Below are 17624 nucleotides of genomic sequence, written 5' to 3'. Positions count from 1 at the left end.
GTTTCATTGAAACCTAATTTGATACCGAGGTATCTAATTGGATTATCATCAACGAGTGCCCACACAGATTGATAGGTTCTTATTTTTAAAGAGCTTTTCTAACATTTTCAACAACTTAGTTGCTCGTCGTTAGGGGTGCGTATCTTACTTCACACCGTGAGAGAGTCAAGCATTTTTTTCAAATTTCTTTTCTCTCAATTCCGACTCGCTGTGTGACTTTCGTCTCACTCCGTGTCGGTGGGTGCGCAGTATAGGGAGTTGAGAAATTAGTACAAGCGTTTTTTGCAAAAAAACTTTCAACCGAACAAATAACGAGCATTCTGCATAGATACTCAACGATCTTGTCTAATATTTCGGGTTGCAGAGGATCTTTTCATGATGAAACACCTGACTTCTGCATTAAAAGATCGCCGATTTCTTTGTGATTTTGATTGCTGATCTTATCTCTCTTGGTTCTTTTTTCTCTTTCTATCGATATAAAGATGAAAAAAAAGAGCAGAACGATGACGAACTGCTCTTTGGTCTTTGCTTTTTACTTGGGGTACTTCAGGTGAAGTCTTGGAAATTGCTTCTTCTATATAGAAGAAAAGATCAGAGCATCCTTGCCCTTCTCTTTTACGACAGATTAGCTAGGGGTATATCTAAATGTCGTGGTTGTTCGATGACACATTGAGCTCGTAAGAGTGGAGCATGCTTGCATTCCCAATGGCGTCATCTTCGAGAGGAACTTAGTTCTTCAATACTTTTACGGTGTAGCTACCATCTTTTTGTTGGTACAGACCGTGGATGTCGGTTTCGAAACCAGGGTAATGCGCACCGATCTCACAAAGCATCTCTAGGAAGTCCAGCACTGGGCGAGACTCTTGAGTCACCATTTCACCAGGAAGTACTAGTGGCACACCTGGAGGGTAAGGAAGGATCATGTTCGCACTTACGCGGCCAACCATTTCTTCCAGTTTGATTTCTTCTACGTTACCGCGAAGCTCTTCTTGCCATGCTGCGTGTGGTGTTACTTTCATTTCTGGAAGTACATCGAACGCTTTGTACATTAGCTCAGGTAGGTTGTATTTCTTAGTTAGGTCATGAATCGCTTGTGCTAGTTCTTGAACACGCATGCCTTCATAGAAGCTTGGGTCTTCGTTGTATAGTGAAGGTAGGAAGCTCTTGATGGTTAAGTTCAAGTCGTAGCCACGTTTAAATTCAGTTAGGCCGCGTAGCAATTGCATTGCTTTTGATTTGTCGATACCGATTGAGAATAGGAACAACAAGTTGTATGGACCTGTTTTCTCTACCACGATGCCGCGCTCGTCTAGGAATTTAGCCACCAGCGAAGCAGGAATACCTGATTCTTCTAGTTCGCCTTCTTTATTCATCCCTGGAGTCAATAGCGTTACTTTGATTGGGTCAAGATACATGTGGTTGTCATCCATGTTCTTGAAGCCGTGCCATGTATCGCTAGGGTCTAGTTTCCAACATTCTGTGGTATCGATGTTTTCTGGTTGCCATACATCGAAGAACCAGCTGTCGCTTTCTGCTTCTAGACGTTTGATCTCTTTACGGAAGCGGATTGCGCGATCGATAGAGTCTTGCATTAACTTCTTACCAGTGTTGCCGCGCATCATTGCCGCTGCAGTTTCAGTAGAAGCAACAATGCCGTACTGAGGTGAAGTTGAAGTGTGCATCATGAATGCTTCGTTGAAAGATTCTTTATCAAAGTCACCTTTCACGTGAATCATTGAAGCTTGTGAGAACGCTGCCAACAGTTTGTGTGTTGATTGTGTTTCGTAGAACACTTTGCCTGGCATCGCTTCACCACTCATACCACATTTACCTTCGTAAATTGGGTTGAAGTTAGTGTAAGGCACCCAAGCACTGTCGAAGTGAATGTGTTTACAATCTAGCGACTCTTTGATGAATTGTGTGTTGTACAGCAAGCCATCGTAAGTTGAGTTAGTCACTACTGCGTAAGTTGGTGCTGTTGCACCTGGTGTTTTCGCCACTTTCTCTGCAATGACATCGCGGCTGAATTCGCTTTGTGGAATACCACCAAGGATACCGTATGCGTTACGAGTTGGGCGGAAGTAGATTGGTGTCACGTCGCTCATCATCATTAGGTGAGTCAGAGATTTGTGACAGTTACGGTCAATCAGTACTGTGCTGCCCGCAGGTGCTGAGTACATGCCAACGATTTTGTTCGATGTAGACGTACCGTTAGTTACGATGTACGAGCTGTCTGCATTAAATGTACGTGCGATGTATTCTTCTGCATCTTTATGTGGACCTGAGTGGTCTAGTAGAGAACCTAGCTCAGGCATTGAGATTGATACGTCCGCTTTAAATGTGTTTGGACCGTAAAAATCGTAGAAGATGCTACCAGCAGGGCTTTTCTGGAATGCAGTACCGCCCATGTGACCTGGAGTACAGAAGGTGTATTTACCTTCTTCTACGTATTTGAATAGCGCTTTAGTGAATGGAGGCATGATGGCATCTTTGTATGCCTCAGTCGCTTGGTTGATTTTGATAGCGATGTCGTCAGCCATACCTAAAGCGTACTCGAAGAAGCTCACGTTTAGACGTAGGTCTGTTAGTGAAATGTCTAGAGTAGACTGTTCGTTAGCAAATGCGTGAACAGGCAGTTTTTCGTTGATTTGGCTGATACGTTCACATAGCTCTAGTGAGTATTTATCCCAGTCGAACAACACACCGCAAATGCGAGGGTTCATCTCAATCATTTTGATCAAGTCTTTATCATCTACTGGGTAAACCACTTCGTAGCCCGCTTTCTCAAGAGCAGCGTGAAGTTGACGAACTGGCTCTTCTTTAAAGAACACACCCATGTGGTTCAAGATAGCGAATATATTCATTTGGACATCTCCAAGGCGAATGAGGGCGCTCTTTGCCATTTACAGGCAATGAGTAAGGTGAGCGCCGCGTGAATTTGGGTGTTATAGGCTGGCACCTTAGTGGCAGCGTTTTGGGGATTAGTTGCTTGCTTGGGCAGGCATGTCGTCAGCGTGCATTTTCACGTACTGAGCAAGACCTGCTTTTTTGCTGTAGAACATCAAGATAACTAGAGACACGATGAAGGTTGCTGTTAGCGTACCGCCCTCTGCACCTGCTAGTGCGATGAAGCAGAACAGACAAGCCACACCAGAGAACAGCATTACGAAGCCGTTGCGTGTTGTCATACCTTCGAAGCGAATCAAGTTAATGCTTGAGTAGAAGTAAGGCAGCATTGTTAGTAGAACCGCGTCAGTTGTTAGCTGGTTGAATAGGTCTGATGCGTGTGCTGTTTTAGAGCTGAAGAACATCAGTACAACCATCAGCGCAGTCATCTTGATTGACGCAAGGATTAGACCTTTCTTAGGCACACCGTTTTTGTCAGTTTCGCCGTAGATTTTAGGGAAGTTGCCGTCGTTTGCTGCGCGTTTACCTGCTTCACCTACTAGCATCATCCAAGAACCTAGCGAAGTGAAACATGCTAGCGCTGTGAATGCTGATACGAATGGTGCTGTCCAGCTACCGAATAGCTCAGTGGTTGCTAGTGCAAATGGCGCACCTGATGCCGCAACTTCTGACGCTGGGAACATACCGCTGATCATTTGAGTTGATAGGATGTAAATCACACCTGCGATACCAGTACCCAACATAGTTGCTAGTGGTACAGTACGTTTAGGGTTTTCTACCATACCAGTCGATACCGCTGCTGATTCCACACCTACGAATGACCATAGACAGATAAGAACCGCTGTTACTACCGCGTGGCTGTCAGTGCCTGCTGATACGTTCCAGTTTTGGCTGTAAAGCGCAGTATCGAAGTGCGTCCAACCAAATGCAGCTGTACCAACAACTGGGATAAGGATAAGAACTAGACCAAGCGTACATAGACGGCTTACCCAGCTACCACCAAGTAGGTTGACGAAAGTGAAGATCCATACCGATGCAATCGTCGCAATACCTGCTGGGATTGGGTTATTAAGCACAGGGAAGAATACTGAAAGGTAAGAAACACCTGTAATGGCAATAGCCAGGTTACCAATCCAGTTCGCGTGGTAATAAAGAACGCCCGTTTGGAAACCAAATACCGGAGACACTTCGCCAGCATAAGCGATAGGACCACCTTCTTGTGGGTTTTTGGTTGCCAGACGAGCGTAAACGAACGCCAGACTCAGTGCACCGACCAAACAGATCAGCCAACTGAAGATTGAAACAGAGCCTACAGAGGCAAGACTAGAAGGTAATAGTGCAATACCACTACCCATCATGTTACCGGCTACGACACCCGTACAGGCAATAAGGCCGATTTTTTTCGCATTCGATGACATAACATCTCCAAATCTATTCTACTCGAGTCAACATGACTCAAACTGAATGGTTATTAGCGAGATGCTATGAGGAAGAACCTGCTCGACCTCGCTAAATTTCGAAGTGAAGACTACGCCCAAAAATCGGGAAAAAAATAAACTTGGTGTTATCAATAAAATGATTAGTTCATCAACATCAAGTTGAGATAAACATGATAAACACAAAAATATAAAACTATATTATTCATACGGTTATAAGAAAAACATCAAACCTTCTACCGATAGATAAACTCTCATCAACTCGTTGGTCATCGCGATAAAAGTTATCAACCTCTATCAACTTCCCCATCCCGAAGGGTTAATTCCCTGAAGTGTTGATTCCATAAATCTCTCCCTGATCGCGCTTTTTGACCCACATCAATATTCATCTCGCCTGCAAGAAAGCATCAAAATCATTCTCGCCACATAACTCAGCCAGACACTTCATACAATCAATAGAGATAGAGAAGCGGGTATGTATTCCCGTTGCAAGCTTGCGTTGTTAGCTCCTTCGTAAGTCATTGCCCCACCGCCTCACCCTTTTCACTTTTCGACAGCGACAAAAAAGCCCCTCACCGAAATGAGGGGCTAGCATTAGACTGACGTTGAGTCCGAGAGAATTAAAGCATTCGAACGACAGAAGGGTGAACGGCGCGATACATGGCGTAATCAATCGCCTTCATGTTACTTGGGAAGACCAAGTTTTCGCACAGCAGGTACGTCTCAACCGACGTATCAATATAGAAAGCTTCACTGTAAGACTCACTGGCTAAATCCAGATCACCATCCAATTCGGCGTGCTTACCGCGAATCACATAGGAAAGCACTGAATCACGTAACCTCAATGCCTGTCCGAGATGCCGCTTGGCTAACGCCATGTCACCAATGATGGTTTCGTGCAGTGCTAAAGCTTCATAAATTCGCGGTTGAATTGGCCCCACCATCATTTTCACATTAGTCTCTAGTGCTTCACTGAGCTGCTGCATTCGCCCTTTCTTCAACTCCTGTGAGAAATCAAGTGCCTTTTGTACATGGTAAGCAATCAACAACTCAGCTTGAACGTAAGCATTATCCGGCTCGATTTCTAAAATGTTTTCCATCAAGTCGATACCTTGGCGGAATTGTTTAGTATCAGAGACATTAAGGTAATGGTTAGCCTGAACAAACAACTCCAACGCGTCGGGATTCATTGGCATTCCCGCCACCAGCATCGTAGATTTCAATTTGGCATCCGATACTTTCAGCACTTGCATCAAATCCAACGACGCTTGTTGAAGCACTGTCTTTAAATGACTACTGGTTAACGCGTATTGACGACTAAACAACACTTTCTCAGATGAGTTATTGCGATATTCCACCTCTAAAAAGCTGCCACCGTCATTCTCACGAACTCTCACCACAACCGATTTACCAGGCACAATGCCAGAAGTAAACGACGCCTTCTTTAGTATGACTCGGTAATCACTGACTTGAGCAATGTCGGACATCAACTTTTGGGCGAATCCGTCTGCCAAATCGTAGCTTAATCCTTCATTCGTAAAATTATCTTGAAACTTGAACTCAATCAGATGGGTATCGATGGCTTGGGTAATACGCACTTCCGACTGCTTGTAGGTAAACACGCCCATCACTACGACCAACATACTGATCCAGATGAAGTTCATAATTCCCAATCGCCAAGGGCTGATTTTGTTTTTGCTCTGAGGTGCTTTTTTCTCTTTTGACATCTCGCAGACTGCGCGAGTTAGAGGACCGGCAGGAAAGGTAACGGCTGGTGCTATAGGTAGACAATCCTCTTCCGATTCTTCAACAGAAGGTGGGATCTCTTCATTTTGCCGACTTGTGACAAACTCTTCATGCGTCATAGTAACCACGTTCGCTACCAGCTTATAGCCACGCTTGGGCACCGTGATAACGTAGTTGGTATTTTCCTCTCGACCGTCACGTAGTAGCTTACGCAACTCAAAGATGGATTGAGTCACCACTTGATCGGTCACAATCGCTCCAGCCCAAACGTACTGAATCAATTCCTCGCGGTTGAACACCTCATTCGCATGCTCCGCTAAGAAGTGCAAAAGATTAATTAAGCGTGGCTCAACAGTAACTTCCCTATCTTGTCGATACAGCTTATTTTCATCAACGCTCAAAACCCAGTCATTGATTTGAAAATAGACTCCAACCATGTATGAAAACTCTCGTATCTACAGACAGCGTTACGCTAGGAATCAGACAATGGTCGATTCCTACAAGTAACTAAAGGCAAGATTATAGGTGGGAAAGCAGCATGTACCTAGAAAAGCAAGTCGCCAAAAATGCAAACTTAAGTTAAGTGATGCAAGAATGAGACTACTCAAGTGCGGCAAGGATAGAGCAATGTGTGGCGTCATCGTCTGTATGACCACAACAAGCATCATTAATCTTCTTTAACGCTCGGCGAATTTTCGTCAGCTCGTTAATTTTCCCATCAATCAGCTCTAACTTGGCAGAAGTAATGGCTTTTACCTCTGCACAGCTGTGTTCTGTCGCTTCTAACTTAATTTCTAACAGGTCTTTAATTTCATCCAGACTCAAGCCAAGATCTTTACCTTTGAGGATAAAGTGCACCTGCTTTTGATTCTCTTCATCATACAAGCGATAGCCTGACTCACTTCGTCCTGCGGGTTTTATTAGCGCGTTTTTCTCGTAGAAACGCAATGTATCGGCAGTCACACCACAACGTTTTGCCAGTTCACCTATCTGAAACATAACTTTCCCTATTAACTATCTCGTTACTTTTAAAGCTAAAGAACGACTTTTTTGCAATTATTTTTGAGATGCCAAACGATTGCGCGAGCTTTTTTGTAATAAATTGGTTAGAATACGCGCCATCAAATGTGGAGACTGTTTTCTAACCAGAAAACACCCTGCAAAGGTCTTTACCAAAACTGGCCAATATTTTACCCCAAGAGGTAAAAACAAGTTCATTTTTGGCAAACATCTTTAACTCCGTGAATTTGAGGAAAATGGAAGCATGAATAACGCTCGTCCTATTCGCCGTGCGCTTATCAGCGTATCAGACAAAACAGGTATTGTTGAGTTTGCGCAAGCTCTTGCTGAGCGCGGTGTCGATATCCTATCTACTGGTGGTACAGCTCGCCTACTTGCCGAACAAGGCATCGCCGTAACCGAAGTCTCTGACTACACTGGTTTCCCAGAAATGATGGACGGCCGCGTTAAAACGCTTCACCCAAAAGTTCACGGTGGTGTGCTTGGTCGTCGTGGCCAAGATGATGACGTGATGGAAAAGCACGGCATCAACCCTATCGATATGGTTGTCGTAAACCTATACCCATTCGCAGAAACCGTTGCCAAAGAAGGCTGTACACTAGCCGACGCTGTTGAAAACATCGATATCGGCGGCCCAACAATGGTTCGTTCTGCAGCGAAAAACCACAAAGACGTGACTATCGTTGTTAACGCAGGTGATTACGGCCGCGTAATTGCAGAGATGGACGAAAACGACAAATCTCTCACTCTCGAAACTCGCTTCGACCTTGCCATCGCTGCTTTTGAACACACTGCCGCTTACGACGGCATGATCGCAAACTACTTCGGCACTATGGTTCCATCTTACGGTGAGAACAAAGAAGGTGATGAAGAGAGCAAATTCCCTCGTACGTTCAACCAACAGTTCGAGAAGAAGCAAGACATGCGCTACGGTGAGAACAGCCACCAAGCAGCCGCATTCTACGTTGAAGCAAACCCACAAGAAGCATCCGTTTCTACTGCTCGCCAAATCCAAGGTAAAGCCCTTTCTTACAACAACATCGCAGACACGGACGCCGCGCTTGAATGTGTGAAAGAGTTCAACGAGCCAGCATGTGTAATCGTAAAACACGCAAACCCATGCGGTGTTGCTCTAGGTAAAGACATCCTAGAAGCGTACAACCGTGCTTACCAAACTGACCCAACATCTGCATTCGGCGGCATCATTGCATTCAACCAAGAACTGGATGCTGAAACAGCAACCGCTATTGTTGAGCGTCAATTCGTTGAAGTGATCATCGCACCTTCTGTTTCTGCTGAAGCGATTGAAGTGGTTGCCGCGAAGAAGAACGTACGTCTACTTGAGTGTGGCGAATGGACAACGAAGACAACTGGCTTTGACGTGAAACGCGTGAATGGCGGTCTACTGGTTCAAGACCGCGACCAAGGCATGGTAAGCCTAGACGACCTAAAAGTGGTTTCTAAGCGCCAGCCAACAGAAGAAGAGCTAAAAGATGCACTGTTCTGCTGGAAAGTAGCGAAATACGTGAAATCTAACGCGATCGTTTACTCGAAAAGCGACATGACTATCGGTGTAGGTGCTGGCCAAATGAGCCGCGTTTACTCTGCGAAAATCGCAGGCATCAAAGCTGCAGACGAAGGTCTACAGGTTGAAGGTTGTGTAATGGCATCAGATGCATTCTTCCCATTCCGTGACGGCATCGACGCGGCTGCAGAAGCGGGCATCAAGTGTGTTATCCAACCAGGTGGTTCTATGCGTGATGACGAAGTTATTGCTGCAGCAGACGAACACGGCATGGCGATGATCTTTACCGGTATGCGTCACTTCCGCCACTAATCCTCTCGTCTTCACTGGGACGATAACTGCGTTGACGGCGTTCACTTATCCTAATCACATAGCATACTATGCTCATAGGAATAAGTTCACTTGTCGCCTTGTCCTCGTCCCACTGAATTAGAGAGGCCATACTCAGGTCTTTGCGAAATATCTGAGTTTGAGCAAACGGTATTTATAAGATTAAGGATTTTCATATGCGAGTTTTAATCATTGGTTCAGGCGGTCGTGAACATGCGCTAGGCTGGAAAGCGGCACAAAACCCAAATGTTGAGACTATCTTCGTTGCACCAGGCAACGCTGGTACGGCTCTAGAACCAAAACTAGAAAACGTAAACATCGATGTAGAAGACATCGCTGGCCTTGTTGCTTTCGCCAAAGAGAAGGCGATTGAACTGACTATCGTTGGCCCAGAAGCACCATTGGTTATTGGTGTGGTTGATGCGTTCCGCGAAGCGGGCTTACCAATCTTTGGTCCTACCCAAGCCGCAGCGCAACTTGAAGGCTCTAAAGCGTTTACCAAAGACTTCCTTGCTCGTCACCAAATTCCAACGGGTGCCTACGCGAATTTCACTGAAATCGAGCCTGCACTGGCTTACGTGCGTGAGCAAGGTGCACCGATCGTGGTGAAAGCCGACGGCCTTGCAGCTGGTAAAGGCGTGATTGTGGCAATGACGCTAGAAGAAGCTGAGGACGCAATCAAGGACATGCTAGCAGGCAACGCATTTGGTGATGCTGGTAGTCGTGTCGTTATCGAAGAGTTCCTAGATGGTGAAGAAGCAAGCTTCATCGTGATGGTGGATGGTGAGAACGTTCTGCCAATGGCCACCAGCCAAGATCACAAGCGCGTAGGCGACAAAGATACAGGCCCTAACACGGGTGGCATGGGGGCATACTCGCCTGCTCCAGTCGTGACACAGGAAATCCACAACCGCATCATGGAAGAAGTGATTTACCCAACCGTACGCGGCATGGCTTCTGAAGGTCATCCTTACACAGGTTTCCTATACGCAGGCCTAATGATCGACAAAGACGGTACACCTAAAGTGATTGAGTATAACTGTCGTTTTGGTGATCCAGAAACGCAACCGATCATGATGCGTATGCAATCCGATCTCGTTGATCTATGTTTAACTGCGATTGACCAAAAACTGGATCAAGTGAAATCAAAATGGGATCCACGAGCATCGATTGGTATCGTGCTAGCAGCCGGTGGTTATCCAGCAGCGTACAACAAAGGCGACGTTATTTCGGGTCTGCCACAAGTTGAAATTGAAGGCGAAAAAGTCTTCCATGCTGGTACAGATAACAAAGATGGCGACATCGTGACAAACGGTGGTCGTGTTCTTTGTGCAACCGCACTTGGCAACAGTGTATCAGAAGCGCAGCAGCGTGCTTACGAGCTTGCAAAACAGATCAGTTGGGATGGCATGTTCCATCGCAACGACATCGGCTACCGTGCAATTGCACGTGAGCAAGAAAAATAAAAACAACATAAGTTGGATAAAAAACAAAAGGCGCACTCAGCGCCTTTTTTTATTGTTCTTGTTCGACAGAATTCGAAGCAATGTTTATTCAGAGATCAACTTTGGCCGAGAAACACAATCAAAGTCATCGTCATTGAGCATCAACAGTTCATCGACCATTGCTTTGTTTCGTGACTGCTTGCCGACAAAAGCCACATAACTGTCTACCGATGAGAGACGCTCGATAATAAATTTTGGCAGCGTCTGATTAAACTCGAGTGTCGAGAACACCTTACCTTTGCAGGTTTCAAACGATTGACCATTCCAATAACCTTGAATAAGGCTCTGATTGTTACGAGACTGCGCCTTAACCGATGCCACTACGTCATTCGCTTCTGCTTTGTAGCGCTCTAATTGGTCATGCTGAAGTGGTAAGACTTTACGGTTAACACGATATTTTTGGTAAACCGCTTCGCCATCTTTATTGAAACGGATGTGGATTTGAAAAGGCACCAACTCTTGTTTGGTATCAACTTGCTCGCCTTTTCGAATCAACTCTCGCAACTCACCTTCATTCCAGCGATAATCACTCTGGAACCAACCATTGTCCCCCATAGTCACATAATCAGCCGCCGTACTCACACGAGTGAGTTTCTCTGTCATCCAGTACAAGCTGCTAGCATCTCCCGCAACTTTACCACCAGAAAAATGCGTGAATTGTTCTAAATTAGGAGTTTCAACCGACGAACAGCCAAAAAGGGTAAGGCTAGATAGGAGAAGTGAAGTGAGTAGATGTTTTTTCATGAAATTGCACCGAGGCAGGATACCTCGGTGCATTCTAACTTAGTTTACTGATTCTTTCAGCGCTTTACCTGCTACGAATGCTGGTACGTTAGCTGCTGCGATTTGAATCTCGTCACCAGTCTTAGGGTTACGACCAGTACGTGCAGCGCGGTGGTTTACTTTGAATGTACCAAAACCAATTAGTTGAACTTGGTCACCCTCTTTAAGTGCGCCAGTTACACCATCAAGAGTCGCTTCAAGAGCAGCTTTTGCTTGTGCTTTTGATAGGTCTGCTTTCTCTGCGATAAAGTCGATTAATTGGGTCTTGTTCATTAGGTTTCCCTTCTCATAGGTTATCGAATTCGTCTCACTCTAAAACATAAATGCCCCATCTGGCAAAGGTTTGTAAGCGATCTTTCGATTTTCTGACGTACTTTTAGCCATAATATGAGTAATAACTCACAATTTGTTACCACATACCCCCTGAAAACCCTTGCTTTCCAAGGTATTTGGACCAATTTATAAGTCACTTTTGCGGTTATAATAGCTGCAAATAACCACTATCAAACTACATTCAAGGGCAACTATGCTGCTGTTATCCATTTATATCTCTATTGCAATCGGCATTTCGTTTATCTGTTCGGTGCTGGAGGCGGTACTGCTGAGTATCAGTCCGAGCTACATTGCGCAGCTCAATCAACAGGGGCATCCCGCAGCTGGGCAATTGGCTAAGCTGAAATCAGATATCGACCGACCACTGGCATCTATTCTGACTTTAAACACCATCGCTCACACTATCGGCGCGGCCACTGCTGGTGCACAAGCTGCGGTTGTATTTGGTAGCGAAGCATTAGGTATCTTTTCGGCAGTGCTGACATTGGCGATCTTAGTGCTTTCAGAAATCGTACCGAAGACGATTGGCGCGACCTACTGGCGTCAGTTGGCACCCACTGCCGCGGTCGCATTGCGTTGGATGGTATGGGCGCTTACACCCTTTGTTTGGTTCTCAGAGCAAATCACCAAGCGTCTTGCTCGTAACCACGAAGCTCCAAAGATGCGTGATGAGCTGTCTGCAATGGCGATTCTGGCACGTGAAAGCGGTGAATTTGCCGAGGGTGAATCAAAAATCTTAAGCAACTTGCTTGGCATCCAAGATGTACCCGTAACGCAGGTTATGACGCCACGACCAGTAGTATTCCGTGTCGATGCCACAATGACCATCAATGAGTTCCTAGAAAAGCACAAAGATACGCCTTTCTCACGCCCATTGGTTTACAGCGAACAGAAAGATAACATCATTGGTTTTGTGCATCGCCTTGAGTTGTTCAAACTACAACAATCAGGTTGTGGACAGAAACAGTTGGGAGCAATCATGCGCCCAATTCAAGTGGTGCTAAACAATACCACTTTACCTAAAGTATTCGACCAGATGATGACTCATCGCTTACAGCTGGCACTTGTTGTTGATGAATACGGTACCGTGCTAGGTTTGGTAACGTTGGAAGATATTTTTGAACACCTCGTAGGCGAGGAGATCATCGACGAAGCAGATAAAAGCACTGACATGCAGGAGCTGGCTTACCAACGCTGGGAAAGCTGGAAAGAAATGCACGGCGTAATCGAAAGCCGCGATGACGATGAAGAAGATAACGAGCTGGAGAAGCAGGATAAAGAGCCAGAAGCTCAAGAGCCACCGAAACCTGACTCGAAAGAATCGTAATCAGCTCTAGGTATAACAGCTTAAACGCACAAAAAAAGGCATCCAGTTAGGATGCCTTTTTCTATTTATTCAACGATTAAAGTGCAATACCGATGTTGCTCACACCTTCCTCACGTAGCTCTTCGCGCAAATCTTTAATCAAGCTGATGTCACGTTCTACCGCTTCACGCAGCGGACGGAAGATAGCCCACTGGACGTCCCACTCTTCACATACGGCTTCGTTTTCTTTCTGGTTGTCGTTGGTGATTGGCTCTGCACCTTGCGCTTGCTCTAGGTCAGCAACGGTTTGTACCGACTGTTGGCTCACTTTAAGCATTGAATCGAAAAGGTAGTCGCGATCCAATAGACCATGCAGTAACGTAGACAAACCCTGACACGCGTCCATCGCTGGGTAAACGCCATAAAAATCGAACTCATCCGCACTTGGGAACAATTCTTCTAACTTCTCTAATTGGCGTTCGAAGTTAATTTTCGCGTTCTTAACTGTCAAAATTTCCCATACACTATCAAGAATCGCTCGGTAAGCACGCGGGTCAGCAAATTCTGTATTCTCACAAAACATCGCATAGTTTGGATACATGCGTTCACACAGACACGCCATAAAGGTAATTTGTTGCCAAGGTTCTAGTTTTTCTAAACGAACCTGAAGAGGATTCTTAAGCATAGTCACTCAATCATTGAAGAAAAAAACAGCGAAAGTGTACTTGATTCATCACAGGGAAAAAAGTTAATGCCGCATTCAAATCAGATTTTCCTGCTCTCAGAGCATCGCGACACCTACAAAACGTTACTGGCAGAGAAAAATCTGCCCGATCTTTGCCTCACCGACCAACCAGAAGCCGCTCAGATCGTACTAGCGGATCCACCCTTACTATCACAAAGCTTAGACGAGTTTTCACAGCTTGAATGGGTACAATCCACGTTTGCTGGTGTCAACGCCTTAACATCCCCTAGCCTTCGTCAGGACTATACTCTAACTAACGTTCGAGGCATCTTTGGTCCACTGATTGCTGAATATGTTTTGGGTTACAGTATTGCCCATTACCGCCACTTTGCCCGATACCACCAGCAGCAACAAAACAAACAATGGCAGCCTCACCTGTACACGTCATTAAAAAGTAAAACCATGGTAATTCTTGGTACCGGTAGCATTGGGGGCTATCTGGGCAACGCCGCTAAAGCAATGGGGATAAAAACTATCGGTATTAACCGCACAGGTATCCCTACTCCAGGCGGCGAGTTTCATCAGACCTTTCATATCAATGAACTAAGTAAGGCATTTGAGCAAGCCGACATCGTTGTGAATACTCTACCAAGTACACCTGAGACGCGACAGTTACTTAATCGTCAAACGCTCAGCCAACTAAATCAGGCGTTATTGTTTAACGTAGGTCGTGGCGACGTACTGGATGAGGCAGGGTTGCTCTTCGCTCTGAAAAACCGTTGGGTAGAACACGCCTTCTTAGATGTGTTTGATCAAGAACCGTTGTCGGTAGAGCATCCATTTTGGAAACTACCGCAAGTCACCATCACTCCACACATTGCTGCGCTGAGTTTTCCCGAGCAAGTCATCGAGATTTTTGCTGACAACTATCTACGCTGGCGCGATGGGTTTTCATTAAATTATCAAGTGGATTTCGAAAAGGGTTACTAAGAATGTCGTTAGACGAGCTATTGCAGCAAGTGAGGGCCTGCCAGATCTGCGCGGATAACTTACCTTTGGGTGCAAACCCTGTCGTGCAAGCAGCAAAAGGGGCACGCATCCTAATCATCGGTCAGGCCCCTGGCACACGTGTACACAAAACCTCGATACCTTGGAATGACCCAAGTGGTGATCGATTACGCCAATGGCTCGATATCGACAAAGACGTTTTCTACGACCCAAATAAAATTGCCATTGTCCCAATGGGATTCTGTTATCCAGGCAAAGGGAACTCTGGTGATTTACCGCCTCGTAAAGAATGTGCGCCCACTTGGCATAAAAAGATTCTTGAGCAGCTGCCCAATATAGAGCTCACTCTACTAATTGGTCAGTACTCGCAGCAGTACTATCTCACCAACAAACCAAAGACGCTCACGCAAACCGTTCAGCAATGGCAAGATTGGGAACCGGACTTTATCCCGCTCCCTCACCCATCTCCACGCAATACATTGTGGTTAAAGAAGAATCCTTGGTTTGAATCTGACGTCGTACCATACCTTAAAAAACGCGTTCACTCGATGCTTTAGGTTACCCATGATCTAATTGCTTGTTTATCTGTACAAGAAAATTAGAACATAAAACCAGAAATTATAAGTATTTGTTTATATTAAATTTTAATGTCTAATGTACAGCTAGAGTAGTAATTAGATCATGGTAGGCCAAATACTACTAGAGCTGTACAGCCTTGAGTCTCAGATAGAAAAAATGAATTTTAGGCAAAAAAATACCGGCACTGAATGCCGGCATTTGATTTCAAAAGATCTAACTTACTTGTGGTATGGCTTAGATAGCTCGTGTACCGCTTCCACAAATACGTCCGCGTTTTCTGGCGGTACATCCAAGTGGATACCGTGACCTAGGTTGAACACATGACCAGTACCTGCATCACCAAAACCTTCTAGAATACCCGCGACTTCTTCACGGATACGCTCTGGTGAAGCGTAAAGCATTGATGGGTCCATGTTACCTTGCAGCGCCACTTTATCACCGATACGTGCTTTCGCGTCAGCAATGTTGATTGTCCAGTCTAGACCAACCGCATCACAGCCCGTTGCTGCGATTTGCTCAAGCCACATGCCGCCATTCTTAGTAAACAGTGTGACTGGCACGCGACGACCGTCGTTTTCACGAATCAGACCATCTACAATCTTGTGCATGTATTGCAGTGAGAACAGATTGTAATCACGAGGCGTTAGTACGCCACCCCATGTGTCAAATACCATTACCGATTGCGCACCCGCTTTAATTTGCGCGTTTAAGTACTCGATAACGCTGTCTGCCAGCTTATCTAGAAGTAGGTGCAGAGTTTGTGGTTCCGCGTACATCATCTTCTTGATCTTGGTAAACGCTTTAGAGCTACCACCTTCGATCATATACGTCGCAAGAGTCCAAGGACTACCAGAAAAACCAATCAGCGGCACTTCACCCTTCAGGTCTTTACGGATCTGGCGTACTGCGTTCATTACGTATTGCAGTTCACCTTCAGGATCTGGCAAACCAATTTTTTCCACGTCGGCTTTGCATGTAATTGGGTTATCAAAAACAGGTCCTTCACCCGCAGCAAAACGCAAACCAAGCCCCATTGCATCTGGAATCGTTAAGATGTCCGAGAATAAGATCGCGGCATCAAGAGGAAAACGGCGTAATGGTTGAAGTGTCACTTCGGATGCTAATTCTGCATTTCGACACAAAGACATGAAATCACCCGCTTCTGCACGAGTCGCTTTGTATTCTGGTAGGTAACGACCTGCCTGGCGCATCATCCATACTGGCGTGTAATCTACCGGCTCTTTTAAAAGCGCACGCAGATAACGATCATTTTTTAATTCAGTCATTCCGTAATTCCAACTGTTAGGCTTTCTGTGAAAGGGGGTATTCTATCACTGATTTAAGTCCAATAGCTGTGTGCTTTGCAACCTGGATCAAGTTATTAACTTTTAAATCAATGCTTAATTTGCACCCAATCGGTATCAGTGTTAAAAATTTGTTCGCTAGCGAAAACTACAATTATAAACTGAGTACTTAGTACTCAGCATCTCATAACGACATCTTACTTACCCCCTCCCTCTCGGAGGGTTTTTTTTATCTATTTATCAGACAATTAGAGTCTATATCTTTCAGCGTTTGTTCGATAAGTGCTCTTGCAATCGTTCCTTTAGGCGCAACAGGCGGCATCTCGTCGATACCAAACCATTGTGCATCAGACAGCTCAGTGTAGTCTGGGCTTAACTCTCCGGATTCATAGTCAGCTAAAAACCCCATCATCATACTGGATGGGAAAGCCCAAGGCTGGCTGCCAAAGTAACGAATATTTTTAACGAGAATTCCCGTTTCTTCATGAATTTCTCGAGCCACGCACTCTTCTAATGTCTCACCGACTTCTAGAAAACCCGCAATAACCGTATACATACCATTTCGATGCCTTGGATGTTGGGCTAATAAGATCTGATTTTCTTTACGTACAGCAACGATAATACACGGAAATATTCTAGGATAATGAAGGGTGCGACATTCACCACACTGCATGGCTAACTGGTTATTATTAAGAAAGTTTCTTCCTCCGCACTGTGGACAAAAGCGCAAACTTTGCGTCATGTGCCCATATTGCACAGCTTTACTTAACAACATAAATAATGGCTCAGGAAAATGCAGGCAGTCACGCAGGGATACTAAAGGTAGATCATGCTCTAAATCGGCCAAGTTAAGCCACATGACGGGCGAACCAGAATACTCACCAATGGGTCTTGCACTCGTTACTGGCAGTGATAACTGCTCTGCAGACCCGAAGGGCACAGCACCATCCACCAGCCAAATTTCACTTCCTGCAACAACACACCAGTATGCATTTATCGCGCGGTTAACATCACCTTTTCTTAACATTACACCATCCCTTTGCTTGAAGTTCGTTCATTTTACTGGCAATCTAATTTCATACTAGAGTTTATCGTTAAGTAAATGTGCACTCTAAATTCTAGTAAGGACAAGAGTTTGTAATAACTTTACTAACTTT

General features: G+C 45.2%; 14 protein-coding genes. 5 read left to right on the top strand and 9 right to left on the bottom strand.

What is annotated here, in order from left to right; all coding sequences use genetic code 11:
- Positions 1-728 precede the first annotated feature (728 nt).
- The 4 genes from R7127_RS24630 to zntR form a co-directional block, all read right to left on the bottom strand.
- Positions 729-2864 (bottom strand): lysine decarboxylase CadA, encoded by a 2136-nt coding sequence (locus R7127_RS24630; protein WP_005451159.1) that lies wholly within the window; start codon positions 2862-2864, stop codon positions 729-731.
- Between the two features lie 117 nt (positions 2865-2981).
- Positions 2982-4325, bottom strand: a complete 1344-nt coding sequence (cadB, locus tag R7127_RS24625; protein WP_005434864.1) for a cadaverine/lysine antiporter — start codon at positions 4323-4325, stop codon at positions 2982-2984.
- Between the two features lie 638 nt (positions 4326-4963).
- Positions 4964-6526, bottom strand: coding sequence for a lysine decarboxylation/transport transcriptional activator CadC (gene cadC, locus R7127_RS24620; RefSeq protein ID WP_318148609.1), 1563 nt, complete (start codon positions 6524-6526; stop codon positions 4964-4966).
- Between the two features lie 163 nt (positions 6527-6689).
- Positions 6690-7088 carry a Zn(2+)-responsive transcriptional regulator gene (gene zntR / locus R7127_RS24615; RefSeq protein WP_005382529.1) on the bottom strand — a complete coding sequence of 133 codons (399 nt, stop codon included), beginning with the start codon at positions 7086-7088 and terminating at the stop codon, positions 6690-6692.
- A 265-nt stretch (positions 7089-7353) separates the two neighbouring features.
- On the opposite strand from zntR, the gene purH reads away from it, so the two are divergent.
- On the top strand, positions 7354-8946 hold the full coding sequence (gene purH, locus R7127_RS24610; RefSeq protein ID WP_262585296.1) for a bifunctional phosphoribosylaminoimidazolecarboxamide formyltransferase/IMP cyclohydrolase: 1593 nt from the start codon (positions 7354-7356) through the stop codon (positions 8944-8946).
- 194 nt (positions 8947-9140) lie between these two features.
- Entirely contained in the window at positions 9141-10430 is a 1290-nt protein-coding gene (gene purD, locus R7127_RS24605) for a phosphoribosylamine--glycine ligase (RefSeq protein ID WP_262585294.1), read from the top strand.
- 84 nt (positions 10431-10514) lie between these two features.
- Here purD and R7127_RS24600 read toward each other — a convergent pair whose 3' ends face one another.
- On the bottom strand, positions 10515-11213 hold the full coding sequence (locus tag R7127_RS24600) for a DUF1481 domain-containing protein (RefSeq protein WP_262585292.1): 699 nt from the start codon (positions 11211-11213) through the stop codon (positions 10515-10517).
- 39 nt (positions 11214-11252) lie between these two features.
- The gene (gene hupA / locus R7127_RS24595) at positions 11253-11525 is read right to left on the bottom strand and encodes a nucleoid-associated protein HU-alpha (RefSeq protein WP_005382524.1); all 273 of its coding nucleotides are present in this window, start codon (positions 11523-11525) and stop codon (positions 11253-11255) included.
- Positions 11526-11778: 253 nt separating this feature from the next.
- Between hupA and R7127_RS24590 the strand changes: the two genes are divergently transcribed.
- The gene (locus R7127_RS24590) at positions 11779-12912 is read left to right on the top strand and encodes a hemolysin family protein (protein ID WP_065275607.1); all 1134 of its coding nucleotides are present in this window, start codon (positions 11779-11781) and stop codon (positions 12910-12912) included.
- Between the two features lie 76 nt (positions 12913-12988).
- On the opposite strand, the gene R7127_RS24585 is transcribed toward R7127_RS24590, so the two are convergent.
- Positions 12989-13576 (bottom strand): YjaG family protein, encoded by a 588-nt coding sequence (locus tag R7127_RS24585; RefSeq protein WP_005382520.1) that lies wholly within the window; start codon positions 13574-13576, stop codon positions 12989-12991.
- 66 nt (positions 13577-13642) lie between these two features.
- Here R7127_RS24585 and R7127_RS24580 point away from each other — a divergent pair, with 66 nt between their 5' ends.
- Entirely contained in the window at positions 13643-14566 is a 924-nt protein-coding gene (locus tag R7127_RS24580) for a D-2-hydroxyacid dehydrogenase (RefSeq protein WP_005384694.1), read from the top strand.
- 2 nt (positions 14567-14568) lie between these two features.
- Positions 14569-15141 (top strand): uracil-DNA glycosylase family protein, encoded by a 573-nt coding sequence (locus R7127_RS24575; RefSeq protein ID WP_005382518.1) that lies wholly within the window; start codon positions 14569-14571, stop codon positions 15139-15141.
- Positions 15142-15381: 240 nt separating this feature from the next.
- Here the strand turns inward: R7127_RS24575 and hemE are convergent, their stop codons facing one another.
- Positions 15382-16449: a uroporphyrinogen decarboxylase gene (gene hemE, locus R7127_RS24570; RefSeq protein WP_262585290.1), complete on the bottom strand. Its 1068-nt coding sequence runs from the start codon at positions 16447-16449 to the stop codon at positions 15382-15384.
- Positions 16450-16696: 247 nt separating this feature from the next.
- On the bottom strand, positions 16697-17494 hold the full coding sequence (gene nudC / locus R7127_RS24565; RefSeq protein ID WP_005382516.1) for an NAD(+) diphosphatase: 798 nt from the start codon (positions 17492-17494) through the stop codon (positions 16697-16699).
- Positions 17495-17624 lie beyond the last annotated feature (130 nt).

It is taken from the genome of Vibrio sp. 1159, from assembly GCF_033340395.1.
GTDB classification, from domain to species: Bacteria; Pseudomonadota; Gammaproteobacteria; order Enterobacterales; family Vibrionaceae; genus Vibrio; species Vibrio alginolyticus.
This window is presented reverse-complemented; position numbering and strand designations above follow the sequence as displayed.